This is a genomic window from Acinetobacter radioresistens DSM 6976 = NBRC 102413 = CIP 103788 (genome assembly GCF_006757745.1).
GTDB classification, from domain to species: Bacteria; Pseudomonadota; Gammaproteobacteria; order Pseudomonadales; family Moraxellaceae; genus Acinetobacter; species Acinetobacter radioresistens.
In genome coordinates, this window is sequence record NZ_AP019740.1 from 24,326 (window position 1) to 42,025 (window position 17,700).

The window sequence follows — 17,700 nt, forward strand, 5'->3', positions numbered from 1 at the left end:
AAAAATTCAATCAGGTACATAATGAACAGGCCATTTGAACAGCTAGGGCAGCCACGAGATATCATTCGTCAATTCACACCTAACTGGTTTACCGTCACTATGGGAACGGGTGTAGTAGCACTTATTTTACCTGAACTGTCATCTGGTTCAATTAATCTGTGGTTAGGAGGTGCTTTCCTCTGGCAGATCAATATTATCTTATTTATCAGCTTTAGTCTGCTTTATAGCCTGCGCTGGTTGTTCTATCCCACCGAAGCCAGACAAATCTTTTTTCATTCAAACATGAGTCTGTTTCTGGGTGCTATTCCTATGGGCTTGGCCACTATTGTAAATGGATTTTTAAAATACGGTTTGCCGCTATATGGCGATTCTGCACTAGAAATAGCCAAACTGCTTTGGTATATCGATGTCGTTATGGCAGTGGGAATTGCCTGGTTAGTACCTTTCTGTATGTTTAGTTGCCAGCAGCACCAGTTACACAGTATGACAGCGATCTGGCTATTACCAATTGTAGCCTGTGAGGTGGCAGCAAACTCAGGTGGAGTATTAATACAATATCTGGCTATAAGCCAGCAGACAGTGGCTATATTGATCGCCAGTTATGGGTTATGGGGGATTTCAGTACTGCCAGCTTTTGCCATATTAACTATTCTGATGTTAAGACTTGCCCTGCATCAGTTACCTTCTAAAGATATGGCGATTAGCAGCTGGCTGGCATTAGGCCCTATTGGAACGGGTGCATTGGCTTTACTGAGCTTAGGATCACAGGCACCACGCATTCTAACTTTTATTGGACAGAAAGATTTAGGCATGTTTTTGCAGTATGCAGGTACTGCCAGCAGCTTGATTCTACTGGGGTTCGGGCTTTGGTGGCTTGGTCTTGCAGTATTGACGACCTTAAAATATATAAAAAGAGGTCTACCTTTCAATTTGGGGTGGTGGGGTTTAACCTTTCCATTAGGGGTGTTTACACTGGCCATTTACACTTTGGGCCAGCAGCTGCAGCTCTCTATATTACATAATATTGCCTCTAGCCTGGCCTATATTTTAATCATACTCTGGGTGGTTGTTGCGACTAAGACCGTACAAGGATTTTATCAGGGCAACCTGTTGTTCTCACCTTGCCTGAAAAGTTTTCTGGACAAGGGTTAAGTATTTACAGTGGATTAATCAGTCCTTAGTACCTTGTACCTGAGTTAACTTTATTTTCTAATAATCAAATTTTAACGAGTTTTCTAAATGGTAGAGCAATCTGCACTCATCATGGCGCTCCCAAGTGAATCTAAAGGTCTGTTTGAGCAGGCCGGTATTCAGGTTCATTACAGCGGTATTGGCAAGGTCAATGCAGCATTTAAAGCCTATGAGGTAATTCAACGTACTGGATGTAAAATACTTTTTAACTTAGGTACCGCAGGCAGTAGTCACTTTGATACCCACTCACTGGTCGAGGTCAGCAGTTTTGTACAACGTGATATGGATGTCTCTCCTTTAGGTTTTGTCCCGGGCATTACTCCAATGGATGAGGAAATACTAGTATGTATTGAACTGGTTTCATACTTCGATCAATTGCCTAAAGGAATCTGTGGAACTGGTGACTCCTTCGAAACAGGCTTGCCTAAAGTGTCTTGTGATCTGGTGGATATGGAAGGTTATGCCTTGGCTAAAGTTTGTAAAAAACTTGGAGTACGCCTGATATCTGTCAAATATATTAGTGATGGTGCCAACACCACAGCACATCTGGATTGGGAAAATAATCTGCTGTTGGGAGCGCATAAACTGTTGGATTTATACCAGCAAGCAAGGCTTTCATTTCAATCGTAAAGAACAACTAAAAAGACCAGAATTAAGGAGCTGAAGCATTAATTCTGGTTAGCTTCGGAAACTTCGGCTGAAAGCGTGACCGGGCTATATTCAGAGCGCGGTAAAATACCATAGAGCATCAGATGGATGGTATGTTCGATAGTCCTCTGGTAGGTGCTTTTACTTTTAAGCGTTTTTCCCATCACCATTTCAATTTGAGTACTAAAATCAGCATAATTCTGGGTAATTGCCCAGATATTTAAAATCAGCAATTCCGGATCAATACCTGCAGAAATTTTTCCTTGTTCCTGCCAGTTCTGGATCACTTTAGCCTTACGCTTAAATAGTTTTTTTAGCGGGCCTTTTAAAATAGATAAAATATGTGGCGCACCCTGAATAACTTCTAGTGCAAACAGCTTGGAGGCTTTAGGCTGGTGACGTGAAACCTCGATCTTGAGCATCAGATAATTAGCTAATGCTTCAGCTGGCTCAAGGTCTACTTCAAGCGACTGTAGAGGAGCCAGCCACTTCTGGAGTACTGTAGTAAGTACCTCAACATATAAAGCCTCTTTATTTTCATAATAATAAAAAATATTTGACTTATGCATGTCGGCCAGCTGAGCAATTTCATCCAGGCTTGCCCCGTTAAAACCATAGGTAGAAAAAACGTCTAGAGCTGCATTTAAAAGTAAATTCCGTTTTTGAGTGCTCTTCTTTTGTTCCATTGTTCCCCACAAATATCGATAAAGTCATAATTGTAAGACAAATGGGTCGATTTGTGCACAATTTTGCAAAGTAATTCTTCCAATATGCTGAATTAAACATCTTTTTTAACATTTGGTAAAAAAAGTAACCCCTAATAAATTGATAGTTAATAAAAAATTAGCTTAAAAAATAATTTTAAAATAAAATTATTTTTAGCTGTAAAAATTAAATGAAAAATCTTTTTTAAAGTACCAAATATATTTTTTATAAGTTTAAGAAATTGATTTTAATAATTATATTTAGTATAGAATGAGTTTTTCATGACTATACTGTAAAAGAAGTTATGATCTTTACCTTCTTGTTAAAAGATATCTTGTTTATATAGCCTCATGTATAAAACAGCCATCTCAAGATGGCTGTTGGCGTGTATGAGTTTAGGTGGCTAATACTGCATCTAAAACTTGCTGCTCCAGCTCGGTGAACTGGACACTCTTTTTACGGGGCCGTGGTAAATCAATCTTAAAATGATGAGCAATCTGGCCTTTATCCAGTAGAATAATCCGGTCAGCCAGTTGTACTGCTTCAGCAACATCATGAGTGACTAAAACAGCTGTGAAGCCCTGCTCACGCCATAACTGTTCAATCAGATTTTGCATTTCAAGCCGGGTAAGGGCATCAAGTGCGCCTAAGGGTTCATCCAGTAATAAAACTCGTGGCGTATGGGATAAAGCTCGAGCCAGAGCAGCACGTTGCCTTTGTCCGCCTGAAAGTTGTGCAGGCCAGTTACTGGCTTTTTCAGCGAGTCCCACCTTTTTGAGTAGAGCTACTGCATGGGCATGACGATTATGGGCCAACCCTAGCTGTACATTCTTCTCGACAGTCTTCCATGGCAATAGACGTGAATCCTGAAACATAACCCGAATATCATCTGTGGTAATACCTTCACGAAAATTCTGTGCAGACTTGAATTTTATTTCACCGTAACTTGCTGCTTCCAGGCCAGCAATTAGACGTAGTAGAGTACTCTTGCCACATCCGCTACGTCCCACGATTGCTACAAATTCTCCCGCCTGAATATGCAGATCTAGCTCCTCAAGAACTTTAACCTGCCCATAAAACTTATGAAGCTGCTCAACCACAATTTCTGCTCCATTCTGTGGCTGAGTGGTAAAATTCGTACTTGGCTTAGCTTCTATATCAACTGATAGCGGTATATTTAAATTGCTCATTAGTATATTCCTGTTCCTATTGTTGATAGCCGGGATGCCAGCGCAGCAGATAGCGTTCCAGTCCTTGAGCCAGAATATCTGCCAGCTTGCCTAAAAGGGCATACAGGAGAATGCCGACCAGTACAATATCAGTCTGCAAAAACTCACGGGCATTCATGGTCATATAGCCAATTCCTGACTGCGCAGAAATTGTTTCGGCAACAATAAGCAATACCCAGACCAGACCTAAAGCAAAGCGTAGCCCGACCAGGATAGAAGGCATAGCGCCCGGTAAAATAATTTGCTGATAAAGCTGGCGACGATTCAGCCCATAACTCTTTCCCATTTCAATTAGCTGCGGATCAACTGATCGGATTCCATGATAGGTATTGATATAGATCGGGAAAAATACACCTATCGCTACCAGAAAAAGCTTGGCACTTTCATCTATTCCAAACCATAAAATAACAAGAGGAATTAACGCCAGAGCCGGAATATTACGTAGCATTTGCAAAGTAGTATCCAGAAGATTCGAGGCTACCTTGGAAGAACCATTTAATAGGCCGAGCAATAAACCTAGACCTCCACCCACAGCAAGACCAGTCAATGCCCGGGCCGTACTCACCTTGACATGCTGCCACAGTTCACCACTGATGAGTAAAGACCAGAAAGCTGTAAGTACGGCTGTAGGGGCAGGCAAAATCCGGCTTTGCAGTAAGCCGCTCATTGAAGTAAGCTGCCACAGAACAAGTAATAATAAGGGCACTAACCAAGGTAGCAAATGTTTTCTAAATACACCTGTTCCACGTGAAACGTAGTTATCTATACTATTCTTTTGCATCATGCCCCTTCCTTGACAATTTTATTATCTGCTAACCGGTCAGGTACATAATTATTGGCAACAATCTCACCGAATGGACCGGTCAAGTTAGGCTGAGCCAGCTTTTTACGGGTCTGTAATGGCAGTAAGGGAAAGACCAGTTCAGCAAAGCGAATAGACTCTTCCAGATGTGGGTAACCTGAAAAAATAAAGGTATTAATACCCAAATCTGCATATTCCTGAATACGGTCTGCTACAGTCTGCGGGTCACCGACCAGCGCAGTCCCGGCACCTCCACGAACCAGACCTACACCAGCCCAGAGGTTTGGTGATACTTCCAGTTTGCTCTTATCGCCATTATGTAATTCAGCCATACGACGTTGACCTACTGAGTCCATCTGACGGAATTTTTGTTGCGCAGCGGCAATCGTAGCGTCATCTACATACTGAATCAGTTCATCAGCTGCGGCCCAGGCTTCTGCACTGGTTTCACGTACAATTACATGCAGACGGATACCATAGTTTAGACGACGTCCTTTTGCAGCGGATTTAGCCTGCATGGTCTGGATTTTTTCTTCTACTGCTGCAGGCGGTTCTCCCCAGGTCAGGTAAGTATCGACCTGCTCAGCAGCCAGTTCTTGAGCAGCTTCAGATGAACCACCGAACCAGAGCGGAGGATAAGGCTGCTGTACAGGCGGATACAGCAGTTTAGCATCATCAACACTTAGCCGTTCGCCATGGAAAGTAAAGCTTTCACCTGTATGAGAACGGGTCAAGATTTCACGCCAGATCTTGGTGTACTCTGCTGCTGTCTGGTAGCGTGTAGCATGGTCTTCATATACACCATCACCTTTTAGCTCTTGCTCATCACCCCCTGTAACCAGATTCAGTAATACCCGCCCGTTTGAGAGACGGTCAAAAGTTGCTGCCATACGGGCTGCCAGAGCAGGGGTGGTTACGCCAGGGCGCAAAGCCACCAGAAATTTCAGGTTTTTAGTGGCATCAATCAGGCTGGCAGCTGTAATCCATGGGTCTTCACATGAGCGGCCGGTCGGAATCAGTACACCTTCATAACCCAGGTTATCTACAGCCACTGCAATCTGTTTCATATAAGCATGATCAACCTGGCGCCCACCTTTACTGGTGCCTAAATAGCGGCTATCACCATGAGTCGGAATAAACCAAAAAATTTTCATCTCAGTATCCTTATCTGTCTAAATCAGTTTTTAGGTGTAGGGACCCAGACCACTTGGCTGACCTGGATTGATTTTGGAATTAATTTGACCTGTTGAAAGAGATCAGCAATTTCTTGTTGTGCCTGTACGACTTCAGGTTTAAGGCTATAAATAGGAGAGGGTTTGAGCCGTTTATCTATAACCCGTTGGGCAATATTCTGTTTAAGGCCGGTACTTTGCTGATAAATCTTTAATGCCTGTTGCTGGTGTTGAAGTACCCATTGATCGGCAGTATTTAAACTTTGTAGGATCTTTTCAGTTGCACCGGGATGCTGCTCAATAAATTGTGGGTTAGCGATATAAAATGAATAAGTCCGTGCAAAGGCTTGGCCGTCAATTAATACCTTGGCTTTGGCATCCAGCTCTGCTGCACTTAAGTACGGTTCCCAGATCGACCAAGCATCAATTGACTGTTTATCGAAAGCTGCCCGTGCATCTGCCGGAGGAAGCCAGATGGGCTGAATGTCCTGCCAGCTTAAACCAGCCTTTTGTAAAGCTTTAGCCAAAAGTTCATGAGCACTTGAACCTTTCTGTACCGCTATCCGTTTACCTTTTAGATCTGCAAGTGTACGAATTGAACTGTCTGCAGGTATTAATAATGCCTGTGCATTCTGGGGAACCACTTCATAGCCAATGTATTTCAGATCTTTCCCGGCCGCTTGTGCGAAAACAGGAGGAGTATTACCTACTGCACCAAAATCAATTGCGCCAACTGCCAGTGCTTCCAGCATTTGTGGGCCAGCTGGAAACTCTTTCCACGCCACCTGAACGCCGGGAAACTGCTGTTCAAATAGCTGTTGCTGGCGAGCGACTAACAGATTCAGTGAGGATTTCTGGTATCCGACCGCCAGGGTTTTGAGGTTGTCTTCTTGAACGGACTGTTGACCCGGTGCAGTATCAGAACTGGTTTTCTGGCAGCCACTCAGACCTAAGGCTATAAAACTGCTAATTAAAAAATTTTTGAGTGAGTACATCTGGCATCCTTCTTATTGTTATGGTGTTTGCTTTAAAATCGCAGCCTGAATATCAAGTTTGACAGGTATTAATTTTTGGGCATAAAAGGCATCAGCCACTTTCTGCTGCGCATGAGAAACTTCCTGGCTAATTGGTCTTACCCCAAAGCCCATACGTGAAATAGAAGTTTTTAAAATATTATGTTCCAGTCCGGTTGGTTGTTCTAACAGACTGGCTGCCTCGTCCTGATGCTGGGCAACCCATTGGGTCGTAGTGTTTAATTCTTGAATAATAGTCTGAATGACTTTTGGGTTGCTTTCTGCAAATTTACGGTCGGCCAGATAGAATTGCAGGTTATTGACCAACCCCTGACCATCCTTTAAAACCCGGGCACCAAGTTGCTGTTCTGCTGCGGCCAGGAAGGGGTCCCAGATTACCCAAGCATCGACAGAACCACGTTCAAATGCAGCACGAGCATCTGCCGGTGGCAGATAGATCACCTGAATATCTTCAAGCTTTAAACCATTCACCTCTAAAATATTGAGCAGTAAATAATGAACATTAGAACCTTTATTCAGTGCAATCCGTTTGCCTTTTAAATCAGCAACAGACTGTATGGGAGAATTCTTCTGGACTACCAATGCTTCCCCATGAGGCGCGCCCGGCTGATTTGCTACATAGACAATATTTGAATTGGCTGCCTGAGCAAAAATAGGGGGAGCTTCACCTGCTTCTCCAAAAGCGACACTTCCGACATTTAAACCTTCAAGGAGCTGTGGACCTGCAGGAAATTCAACCCAACGAATCTTTATACCTTGTGATTTGAGAGCATTTTCCAGACTACCTTGGGCCTTTAGAATCGGTAAAATACCATATTTTTGAAAACCGATATTCAAGACCTGAGTCTGAGGGTCAGATTTGGAACAGCCACCTAGAAACAGGGCAGTTGCCAGACTGCTCAATAAGATGGCAGAACGGGCCCAAGAAATTTGCTGGCTGTTCATAGAAAAAGTGCTCCTGGCAGTGAAATTTAACAATCACATACAGCCTAAGATGCCCGGTAATGCTAAAAAAATAAGCTTTTATCGTTTAGTCATGAAAAAAAAAGCTAAAATATAAAACTGCTTAACTTATGAGTATTTATGATTTAAAAATTAATATTATTTTTAATTAAATATCTGAATATTATTATTAATTTTTTATTGAGCTAAAGAAGAACCAGAAATAATAATTAAAAACCTTAAAAATCCTAATTTTTATTTCTGGTTCAAAGATATATTTATTAAAAATAAAGCTAAATATTAAGGCCGGTTCTATAACTGTTTTTTAAATACCAGTGAATTTCGCTGATAGTTATAAAGTGCCTGCCGGGTATTGGGTAAATCATCAACAGAGGCTGGCATGAAACCATGTTCTAGGAACCAGTGTGCTGTGCGGGTGGTCAGTACAAACAACTGCTTGATTCCATTCTCTTGTGCCTTTTTTTCAAGAAAATTTAAAATCTGACTGCCTCGATTCGATTTGCGGTATGCCGGATGTACCGCTACACAGGCAATTTCTGCCGAAGGTATTTCATTCTTCAAAGTTGGAATCGGGTAAAGTGCCGCACAGGCGAGAATGGTACCGTCACGCTCAATGACAGCAAACTGGTTGATTTCAGTTTCCAGCCGTTCACGTGAACGGTAAACCAGTATCCCTTCTTGTTCGAGGGGGCGTAACAGTTTGATCAGTCCACCTACATCCTGAATTCTGGCAATGCGGACTTCTTCATAATGTGCATCGGTGATCATGGTGCCAATCCCATCACGGGTAAATAGCTCTTCAATTAGCGCACCGTCATACGTATAAGAAATCAGATGAACACGATTGACGCCTTCTAGGGAAGCATCGCGTGCCGCACGTAAATATAAAGCCTGGGTTGGATCTGCCTGTTCATGCTGTTCTATATAAGGGTCCAGCTGCTGAGATGTTAATTCACGTAATAATTGCTGTTTGGAATTTAATAGACCTTGCTGTTGGCCCAGAAAAATCAGTTTATCGGCTTTTAGGGCAACGGCTGTCTTGGTTGCGACTTCTTCTGCCAGCAGATTGAAGACTTCGCCTGTAGTGGAGTACCCAGTCGGTCCGAGCAGTACAATACTGTTATGCTCAAGATGTTGATAAATACTGGTACTGTCTATGGAGCGGACCTCACCGGTTAACTGAAAATCGATACCATCATGAATACCATAAGGTTTAGCAGTGACAAAATTACCAGAGACTACATGGATAGCTGCGCCGTACATAGGTGAGTTCGCTAACCCGGTAGAAAGCAAGGCTTCAATTTGCAGACGGATTGAGCCTACAGCACTCATGACACAGCCAAGAGACTCACGTGTAGTAATCCGGCGGTTCTTATGAAATGGTGCACTCAGCTGAAACTGTTCCAGATTCTGGTTAATCTGCGGACGGGCACCGTGAACCAGAACCAGACGAATTCCCAAGGAATTGAGCAGGGCAATATCGTGAATAATATGCTGGAAATTATCATGGCAGACCGCCTCACCTCCAAACATGATGACAAAGGTCTTATTACGATGCGCATTAATATAGGGAGCAGAATGCCGGAACCAGCGTACATTGAGTTGTTCAGTAGTATTCGCGGTTTCCAGAGAATTCATAATATGCCTGATCCAGTTGCTTATTCAGTCTGCTGATTCTAATCAAAAAACAGCAGGCAGGTATATAAAAAGCAAAAAAACACCCGGGTCAGTGCCCGGGTGAATATGTATCGATATAGGACTGAATTAGCCCAGAATCCGTATGATACGGTTGTTACGTTCATTGACCAGCACATAGTCACCATTAATTTTATACCACTGCTGATAACGGGCAGGCTTATTCAGGTGACGGCTATCACGGTAGTCAACCTTGTAACGGTTGTTATCATACTGACGAGGCAGCACCTGACCACTGCGCCATTCACGACTTGGATTTACTCGTGAAGATGAGCGGCGATCATCCCAGCGGCGGTCATCATAACGACGGTCATCATGGCTCCAGTGTGGGGTATTAGGGCGATCATAATGCTGTGGTGCGGCCATAGCACTGGTAGTAATCAGCGCGCTCAAAGATAAAGCGATACCTGTAAGTAATGTTTTCATGTTTTTATCCTGCGTTGCAAGCTCATCAATTTATAACGCTACTTTAGGCAACAATTAGATATAAAGCATGAAAGCCGTTTTATTGAATTGTGAAATTAATGAAGGAATTGAGAAGGAAATTACGGATTAACTCGACAGAAAAAGCCAGTTAGCCCTATATAAAAAGGCCTAAATTGTATTTAGGCCTTTTTATTCTGGATGAACGGAATAATGAAGAATATGTATCAGTCCATAATCCTGATAATACTGTGTTTATCTGAATCGACTAACAGATAATCATTATTGACCTTATACCATTGCTGATTACGCGAAGGTTTCGGTAGGTCATGATTTTCATATTCAACCTTATAGCCGTTGCCTCGGTAATGTTGCGGCATAATATAACCGGTTTGCCATTTGTGCTGTTTCAGACGACTGACTCCACGTTCTTCACGCATACGACGCTGTTCACGGACAGAATCTTCGTCCTGCTGGAACATCTTGCCATGTGGCCCGCCACGTCGGTCCGAATGGTCCTGATTTTTATGAGGAGGTGCTGCAAAAGCTACACTTGCCATGAAGGTAGAGAAAGATAATGCCAGCACAGCCATAATCTTTTTCATGTTTAATCCTCAAATTCATACTTAAAATTTCTTTACCCATCTACTGTACGAAAAAAAAACAGAGAAACTGTGAAGATAATTCAACTAATTATTTAAAATTGCAGAGACAATGCGTACTTAATATAAAACAAATTAAGTATTCTCCATACTATTATTATTTATATGTATCGGTAAATTTCTGCTTTAAATATTTAAGCTTATTTCTGCTTTTACTCATTCTTGGCATAGAGCAAGATATGATCTCGTCTATGCCTGTAACCTCTTTTGCAATAGCAGTAGTTTAACTTGGTATAGCCTGTTTTTATTTAAGCCAAACAGTGATTCAAAAATAAAATCCGAGACTAATCCTGAGCATCGATACTCTGCCCATTCATATGACGGCTGTCTTCACCCATCAGGTATAAATAAGCCGGCATAATTGTTTCTGGTGTCGCTAGCACTTTTGGATCTTCATCTGGAAAAGCCTTAGCCCGCATGGCTGTTCGGGTGGCGCCCGGATTAATGCAGTTAAAGCGTATATTCGGATGCTGGTTTTCTACAGCAAACAGTTTGCTTACCGCTTCAATAGCAATTTTAGAAACAGAATATGCACCCCAACGCTCACGAACTTCCCGGCCTACACCTGAACTGGCAAAAACTACTGAAGCATGTTCAGATTTTTGCAGTAGAGGCAATAGGGCCTGCGTTAGTACAAAGGGTGCTCGCAGATTTACCGCCATCACGTCATCCCAGACTTCAGCTGGATAATGGGCCAGTTCGATACGCTCACCCAAGATACCGGCATTATGCAAAATTCCATCTAGACGTCCGAACTGTTTATCCAGAATATTGACCAGATGTTCATAATCCTGTGCAGAAGCACTGGACAGTTGTAAAGGCAAAATGGCAGGTTGAGGTGCCCCCAGTGCTTCAATTTCATCATAGATGACTTCAAGCTTGTTTAGGGTACGGCCATGCAAAACAACTGTAGCCCCATGCAGGGCATAACTTAAGGCAGCAGCGCGGCCAATACCGTCACCTGCACCCGTGATCAGAATAACCTGATTTTTCAGTAAGTCTGGACGAGGTTGATATTGTGAGTATTTCATAGGCAAACCTCCTCATTATTATGATATGTCTAAAGTACTACGGGTTTTTCTGATTCCAGTTTCAGCAGTTGGCATACCTTCTGCCGCAGTTCGGAAATATCATTTACTATACAATCTGCCTGCCAGGCCGTTAAGTTATCTTTGTGGCTTAACGGTAAATAGCCGTAAGCAGCCAGGATGGTATACATTCCTGCATTACGACCAGCTTCAATATCACGCGGATGATCCCCGACATAAATAATCTGCTCTGCCGGAAGATTAATTTGTCTGGCAGCCAGGTACATCGGTTCCGGATCAGGTTTGGTTCTGGTGACATCCTCAGGGCAGACCAGTACTGCACAGCGTTCTGTTAAGTTGAGGGCAGCAAGTAAAGCCTCGCTTAAGCCACGGGGCTTATTAGTCACAATTCCCCAAGGAATACCTCGAGCTTCCAGTTCATCAAGTAAAGGGTACATGCCTTCGAACAGGTCTGTCTCAACTGCAATATCTGCTCCATATAGGTCCAGAAAACGCTGACGGTGTGCCAGAAATACCGGATCATCGACCTCAAGATGCGGATAGACCAGTTTGACCATGGCTCGCGCACCTTCAGACACCTGGGTGCGGATCAGGTCTGCTGCTACCACCTCACAGTTTTCGGCACAGCACATATCCTGAATAATGCGGATAAAGTCAGCTGCGGTGTCAATTAAGGTACCATCAAGGTCAAACAGGACAGCTTTCATTCTGTGACTTCCTTAACGGTATGTACCATATAGTTGACATCTACATTCGGTGCCAGCCAGTAATGTTTGGTCAGCGGGTTGTAATGTAAACCGGTCATCTGTTTAAGCTCTAGCCCGGCAGCCCGGATGTCATGGGCCAGCTCGGATGGGCGTATAAACTTGTGATAATCATGAGTACCTTTAGGCAGCATCCGGAGTAGGTATTCGGCACCAATAATAGCGAACAGATAAGATTTCGGATTACGGTTAATGGTAGAAAAAAACACATGGCCGCCCGGTTTTACCAGAGTCTGACAGGCTTTAATAATAGAAGCCGGATCTGGTACATGTTCCAGCATTTCCATACAGGTCACAATATCATACTGGCCCGCTTGTTCTTCAGCCAGCTGTTCTACCGGAATTTGGCGGTACTCAATATTCTGCACATTTTCCTGCTGGGCATGCAGGCGGCCAACTGCTAAAGGCGCTTCACCCATATCTACACCCAGCACTTCAGCCGCACCGCGACGCGCCATACTTTCGGTCAAAATGCCACCACCACAACCTACGTCCAGTACCTTTTTACTAGCCAGGCCACCACTGAGCTCATCTACCCAGTTCAAACGCAAGGGATTGATCTGATGTAAGGGACGGAACTCAGAATGCTGATCCCACCATTTGGCTGCAAGTGCTTCGAATTTAGCAATTTCTTGTGGATCAACATTCAGTTGCGACATGACAGTCACCTCATTATCCAGTTAATGATCAGGAATAAAATATTCAGACTTAGTGTAGCGTTAATTCCAGAAAAAGCGATAAAAGCTGTAAAAAAGTTCACAGAAGGAAAACGATTCTGGCATATTTAATTTATAGTGAGCTCATAAACTCGGCATAACAATTCAGAGGAATCTCAGCGTCAATGAAAAAGTTTATTTTAGGTAGTTTGTGTACTGCTGTAATGGCATTTTCAGGTAGTGCCATGGCAGCCAATTTCGTAGCAGGCAAGGATTATACCGTAGTGGCCAATCCTGTTAAGGTTGAAGTACCGGGCAAGATCGAAGTCCGTGAGTTTTTCTGGTATGGCTGTCCGCACTGTTTTAAGCTTGAACCGCATATGCAGGCCTGGCTTAAAAAGATACCTAAAGACGTACGCTTTGTACGTACTCCGGCTGCCATGAATAAAGTCTGGGAACAGGGTGCACGTGGCTATTATGTGTCTGAGGCACTCGGTGTACGCCAAAAAACCCATCTGCCATTATTCCATGCAATTCATGTCAACAACCAGCAGATTTTTGACCAGGCTGCTCAGGCAAAATTCTTTACCAAGTACGGTATACCAGAGAGTAAATTCAACAGCATGTTCAACTCTTTCTCGATTACCGGAAAAGTGGCGCAATCTAACCGTCTGGCGCAGCAATACCAGTTAACTGGTGTACCCGCTGTAGTTGTAAATGGTAAATATATTATTCAGGGTGAAGATGCTAAAGTTACCCAGGTGCTTGATTTCCTGATTAATAAAGAACGTAAAGCCAAATAGTCTATAGTTATTTAATTATTTAAGCCGTTTTCTGCCAGGGCAGGAAACGGCTTTTTTATAGATAGTATTTAAACTGAACTTAGAGTAATTCGCTGTCCAGCTCGAATGCATCCAGATTAATCGGTTGGCTTGGTAAAGAAAGTGCCTGATTGATATAAAGCTGAATCAATTTTTTACGTGAACCGATAGAACGCTGATAGTAGCTAGAATTAAGTAACAGGGCTGCACCATAAGTCAGGGACCAGATATAAGACAGATAGTCACGGATCGACATATCATAATTTAATGATTTTAAATATTGTTCGGTGACTTCACGAATGGCCAGAATCCGTTCCTGCCGTACCTGATACAGCTCTTCAAAGAGTGTATTCAGACCGGATGCTGTCATAGTCAGATGCTCTTCAAGCTGGTGCAGTAAAATAGTACGGCCAGGCGCAAGCAGGTGATGTAGCATATAGGCAGGTGCATATTCCCTAAAGTTACGATAAGGTGCACGGGAAATTTCCAGCAGTTGTCTTTCATTCTGGATCACCAGTTCCAGTAATAGCTCATTTTTACTTTTAAAATGCTTGTACAGTGTACCTTTGGCAATATCCAGCTCTGCAACCAGTTCATCCAGTGTAATTTCCTGATTATTTTCCAGTAGTAGCTTCTCTGCTGCCTGAAGAATGCGTTCTTTACGTAATAAAAATTGTTTATGGCGCTCTGGATTCATGCCTGTTTTCCGTTCCTTGCCGATGGCTATACTGTAGCAGTACTTACCTTACTGTAAAATTAAACTATTTGTTGAGATAACAGAAAGCCAAAAGCCGGGTGATAGCAATTTTTGTGTTAAAAATTGGTGCTTAGCACTATGTCCAGTTAGATACGCCACGGAACATAAATCGTAATTCGGTCGCAGCCTGCTGCATAAATTGCTCCTGCTGTTCCTTCAAGGCCAGTCCACTATGCTGGCGTGACAGACTGATCCAGGTCATGGCCCAGGTAAAAGAGAGATTGGTAAGAATAGTAGAAAGTACCTTAAGGTCATTTTCATCCTGAATATGCTTGAGGCTTTCAATCCGGCGCAGGTCATTGACCAGATCATCAATTAGAAATTCAATTTCACGGCCAATCGCCTGGCGAACGACCTTGGAACCGCCCCAACGTTCAGAAATCATAAAAATCCAGGGTTCAGGATTCTGGTCAACTGCCTGAAAAAAGAGTTGTAAGGTATTCTGTGATTTACTGCCGAGCTGTGACAGATAAGCCAGACCCAGCTGATGTAACACTGTTTTTAAATGCAGCGCGACCTGATCAAGCAGTTCCTGACCTAAATGGTCCATATCCTGAAAATGCCGATAGAAGGCAGTTGGCACTAAACCAACCTCACGTGCAACTTCACGCAGGCTGATACTGCTAAATGAACGACCAGAAGTACTCAGGCGCAATGCCGCATCCAGTAAGGCCTGACGACTCTGCTGCTTTCGTTCATCACGTATCGACATCATGCTAACCCAAAATTACTTTGTGCAAGAGTCTAGCAAAAAATAGCTACTTTTAAACGACGAATATCAGTGTACAGGTGTTGACTGAATAATGGAAAAGCGTATAGTGAACAATTGTACACTTAAAGAACGTTTGTTCACTCACTAAATAGCTAGCATAAAGAGGAACACCGATGACCGCACAAATGCAATACAAGCCACAATGGATACGTGAAGATTTTGTAGACTTTCTTCTGGAAAAGGTTGACCCGATGTTGGCCTTAAAACGGATCAAGGCACAAGTCATTAGTGTCTATCCTCTGGCAGCCGACATGTACCGGATTAAACTGAGACCCAGCCACCGGTTTAATACACAACAGTATCGTGCCGGGCAGTCGGTTCTGGTCACAGTTGTAGTAGAAGGTGTACGTTTACAGCGTAGTTATTCGATTATCGCTATAGATGCTGGTACGCTGATATTAGGGGTTAAGGTGCAGGGCCGGGTTTCCCGGGCCATGTCACAGCTGAAAAAAGGCGAGGTAATTGAAATATCGCAGCCACAGGGGGAGTTCTGTCTGCATGCTGGTCAGGAGCCTGCTTTACTGATTGCTTCCGGAAGCGGAATTACAGCTATTTATGCTCTGTTACAGCAAGCCATGACACAAAAGGTTAGACAGATCGATCTGCTGTATTTTAGCCGTGATACTGTCCTGCATAATGAAATCCAGCAATTAGCAGAGGCCTATCCGCAGCTCAACTATCATTTTATCAATACTACCCAGCAGAAACAGCATCTGGACCTGGCTTTACTCAAGGCTATTGTGCCACATTTTGCCCATACTCACAGCTATGCCTGTGGTACGCCAGGCATGATGCAGGCGGTACAGTATATTTATCATGGGGCACAGGCAGAGGGCTGGTTACATCAGGAGTATTTCCAGCCAGTCATGGATGAGACCCTAGAAGCCCAGCCAGTCAGGTTCATACGTTCACAGCAGGTATTTGAGGCCAAAGGTAATCTGCTGGACAGTGCAGAACAGGCCGGTTTAAGACCTGCGCACGGTTGCCGTATGGGAATCTGTAATACCTGCACCTGTACCAAGGTCAGTGGCTCAACCAGAAATCTGCTGACCGGTGAAATTGACCATGGTAACAACGTTCAGATCAAGCTTTGTATCAGTCAGGCAGTCAGTCCGCTTGAGATTAATCTCTAGAGTCAAAAAATTAAAAATATTGGAGAGCACCCATGAACATGTCCATACAGTATCCACTAAATTCTAAATCCCGCCATTTAACACCTGAAGAAATCCAGCAGTTTGGTGCAAAATTAGATGCAATCCGCCGTGAAGTTATGGATAGTCTTGGCGAAAAGGATGCAGCGTATATCTATAAAATCCGCAACTTCGTCCGTTATAGTGAAATTGCTTCACGTGGCATGCTGATGTTTGCCGGCTGGATCCCACCAGTCTGGCTGGCTGGAACCACCTTGCTGGGTATTTCTAAAATTGTTGAAAATATGGAACTGGGTCATAACGTGATGCATGGCCAGTTTGACTGGCTGAATGACCCGAGCCTGAATGGGGCAAATTATGACTGGGACACTATCTCGACGGGAGATGACTGGAAATATACCCATAATTATGTGCACCATACCTATACCAATATTGTCGGTAAGGATCATGATGTCGGTTATGGATTGCTTCGGGTCAGTGAATCACAGAAATGGGAGCCGCGCTTTCTATTTAATATTCCACTGGCAATCCAGCTTATGGTGTTTTTTGAGTGGTATGTGGGTGTACAGAACCTGCATCTGGAAGATGTACTGGTCTATAAAACCAAAACATGGAAACAGGTCTGGCAAGATGCAGCAAAACTGCGCCTGAAAGTCCGCCGTCAAGTACTTAAAGACTATATCTTCTTTCCATTAATCGCCGGACCGAACGCCTTACCAGTTTTTGCCGGAAATGCGGTGGCCAATATAATTCGGAGCCTGTGGGCCTCCGCGGTAATTTTTAACGGCCATTTTACTGAAGATGCCGAAACCTTCGAGCCAGACAATACTGAAAGTGAAAGCCGAACAGAGTGGTATTTACGCCAGATTCGTGGTTCAAGTAATTTCAGTGGCACGGAAGGGCTGCATATTCTGAGCGGTAACCTGAGTCACCAGATTGAACACCACCTGTTTCCGGATATGCCGGCTAACCGCTATGCCGAAGTGGCGCCGAAAATTAAGGCTCTGTGTGCAGAATATGGCATTCACTATAATGAAGCGAGTTTTATGCAGCAGTTTGCGAGCGTATGGGTCCGGCTGGCGAAATGCTCTTTACCGGAAGGTAGTCTGCAAAAGGTCAAGGCAGGCCGCTGGAAGGAAGCATTTACCTTACTGAAGAACCGCTTTTCGAATGAGCACAATTTGTAGCTGCACGGGAAAGAGATGC

The 17,700-nt window shown here is 43.5% G+C and carries 19 protein-coding genes; 5 read left to right on the top strand and 14 right to left on the bottom strand.

Annotation, left to right across the window (positions count from 1 at the left end; translation table 11 throughout):
• The first annotated feature begins 21 nt into the window (after positions 1–21).
• Together ACRAD_RS00105 and ACRAD_RS00110 are read left to right on the top strand one after the other, a co-directional pair.
• Entirely contained in the window at positions 22–1,152 is a 1,131-nt protein-coding gene (locus ACRAD_RS00105) for a TDT family transporter (protein ID WP_005023802.1), read from the top strand.
• Between the two features lie 87 nt (positions 1,153–1,239).
• Positions 1,240–1,821, top strand: a complete 582-nt coding sequence (locus ACRAD_RS00110) for a 5'-methylthioadenosine/S-adenosylhomocysteine nucleosidase family protein (protein WP_005023801.1) — start codon at positions 1,240–1,242, stop codon at positions 1,819–1,821.
• A 38-nt stretch (positions 1,822–1,859) separates the two neighbouring features.
• On the opposite strand, the gene ACRAD_RS00115 is transcribed toward ACRAD_RS00110, so the two are convergent.
• The 12 genes from ACRAD_RS00115 to ubiG form a co-directional block, all read right to left on the bottom strand.
• Complete coding sequence (locus tag ACRAD_RS00115; RefSeq protein WP_005023800.1) at positions 1,860–2,525, bottom strand: TetR/AcrR family transcriptional regulator; 666 nt, start codon at positions 2,523–2,525, stop codon at positions 1,860–1,862.
• 414 nt (positions 2,526–2,939) lie between these two features.
• A complete protein-coding gene (locus ACRAD_RS00120; protein ID WP_005023799.1) occupies positions 2,940–3,734 on the bottom strand; it encodes an ATP-binding cassette domain-containing protein in 795 nt (264 codons plus the stop codon).
• A gap of 16 nt (positions 3,735–3,750) precedes the next feature.
• Positions 3,751–4,557, bottom strand: a complete 807-nt coding sequence (ssuC, locus tag ACRAD_RS00125) for an aliphatic sulfonate ABC transporter permease SsuC (protein WP_005017455.1) — start codon at positions 4,555–4,557, stop codon at positions 3,751–3,753.
• Positions 4,554–5,729 carry an FMNH2-dependent alkanesulfonate monooxygenase gene (gene ssuD / locus ACRAD_RS00130; RefSeq protein ID WP_005023798.1) on the bottom strand — a complete coding sequence of 392 codons (1,176 nt, stop codon included), beginning with the start codon at positions 5,727–5,729 and terminating at the stop codon, positions 4,554–4,556. Before ssuD ends, ssuC begins: the two co-directional genes overlap by 4 nt.
• Before the next feature lie 23 nt (positions 5,730–5,752).
• The gene (locus ACRAD_RS00135; protein ID WP_005023797.1) at positions 5,753–6,742 is read right to left on the bottom strand and encodes an aliphatic sulfonate ABC transporter substrate-binding protein; all 990 of its coding nucleotides are present in this window, start codon (positions 6,740–6,742) and stop codon (positions 5,753–5,755) included.
• A gap of 18 nt (positions 6,743–6,760) precedes the next feature.
• Entirely contained in the window at positions 6,761–7,726 is a 966-nt protein-coding gene (locus ACRAD_RS00140; protein ID WP_005023796.1) for a sulfonate ABC transporter substrate-binding protein, read from the bottom strand.
• A gap of 309 nt (positions 7,727–8,035) precedes the next feature.
• Complete coding sequence (gene argA, locus ACRAD_RS00145; RefSeq protein WP_005023795.1) at positions 8,036–9,382, bottom strand: amino-acid N-acetyltransferase; 1,347 nt, start codon at positions 9,380–9,382, stop codon at positions 8,036–8,038.
• 126 nt (positions 9,383–9,508) lie between these two features.
• Positions 9,509–9,865: an RcnB family protein gene (locus ACRAD_RS00150; RefSeq protein ID WP_005023794.1), complete on the bottom strand. Its 357-nt coding sequence runs from the start codon at positions 9,863–9,865 to the stop codon at positions 9,509–9,511.
• 224 nt (positions 9,866–10,089) lie between these two features.
• Positions 10,090–10,467 carry an RcnB family protein gene (locus tag ACRAD_RS00155; protein ID WP_005023793.1) on the bottom strand — a complete coding sequence of 126 codons (378 nt, stop codon included), beginning with the start codon at positions 10,465–10,467 and terminating at the stop codon, positions 10,090–10,092.
• A gap of 341 nt (positions 10,468–10,808) precedes the next feature.
• Positions 10,809–11,555 (bottom strand): YciK family oxidoreductase, encoded by a 747-nt coding sequence (locus tag ACRAD_RS00160; protein ID WP_005017438.1) that lies wholly within the window; start codon positions 11,553–11,555, stop codon positions 10,809–10,811.
• A 29-nt stretch (positions 11,556–11,584) separates the two neighbouring features.
• Positions 11,585–12,280, bottom strand: coding sequence for an HAD family hydrolase (locus ACRAD_RS00165; protein ID WP_005023791.1), 696 nt, complete (start codon positions 12,278–12,280; stop codon positions 11,585–11,587).
• Positions 12,277–12,996: a bifunctional 2-polyprenyl-6-hydroxyphenol methylase/3-demethylubiquinol 3-O-methyltransferase UbiG gene (gene ubiG / locus ACRAD_RS00170; RefSeq protein ID WP_005023784.1), complete on the bottom strand. Its 720-nt coding sequence runs from the start codon at positions 12,994–12,996 to the stop codon at positions 12,277–12,279. The genes ACRAD_RS00165 and ubiG overlap by 4 nt, the downstream gene beginning before the upstream one ends.
• A gap of 182 nt (positions 12,997–13,178) precedes the next feature.
• Here ubiG and ACRAD_RS00175 point away from each other — a divergent pair, with 182 nt between their 5' ends.
• The gene (locus ACRAD_RS00175) at positions 13,179–13,796 is read left to right on the top strand and encodes a thiol:disulfide interchange protein DsbA/DsbL (RefSeq protein ID WP_005023783.1); all 618 of its coding nucleotides are present in this window, start codon (positions 13,179–13,181) and stop codon (positions 13,794–13,796) included.
• 79 nt (positions 13,797–13,875) lie between these two features.
• Here the strand turns inward: ACRAD_RS00175 and ACRAD_RS00180 are convergent, their stop codons facing one another.
• Complete coding sequence (locus tag ACRAD_RS00180; protein ID WP_005017430.1) at positions 13,876–14,511, bottom strand: TetR/AcrR family transcriptional regulator; 636 nt, start codon at positions 14,509–14,511, stop codon at positions 13,876–13,878.
• Positions 14,512–14,647: 136 nt separating this feature from the next.
• Positions 14,648–15,283: a TetR family transcriptional regulator gene (locus tag ACRAD_RS00185; protein ID WP_005017428.1), complete on the bottom strand. Its 636-nt coding sequence runs from the start codon at positions 15,281–15,283 to the stop codon at positions 14,648–14,650.
• 173 nt (positions 15,284–15,456) lie between these two features.
• Between ACRAD_RS00185 and ACRAD_RS00190 the strand changes: the two genes are divergently transcribed.
• The gene (locus ACRAD_RS00190) at positions 15,457–16,476 is read left to right on the top strand and encodes a flavin reductase family protein (RefSeq protein WP_005023781.1); all 1,020 of its coding nucleotides are present in this window, start codon (positions 15,457–15,459) and stop codon (positions 16,474–16,476) included.
• Positions 16,477–16,508: 32 nt separating this feature from the next.
• The gene (locus ACRAD_RS00195; protein WP_005023779.1) at positions 16,509–17,681 is read left to right on the top strand and encodes a fatty acid desaturase family protein; all 1,173 of its coding nucleotides are present in this window, start codon (positions 16,509–16,511) and stop codon (positions 17,679–17,681) included.
• Positions 17,682–17,700 lie beyond the last annotated feature (19 nt).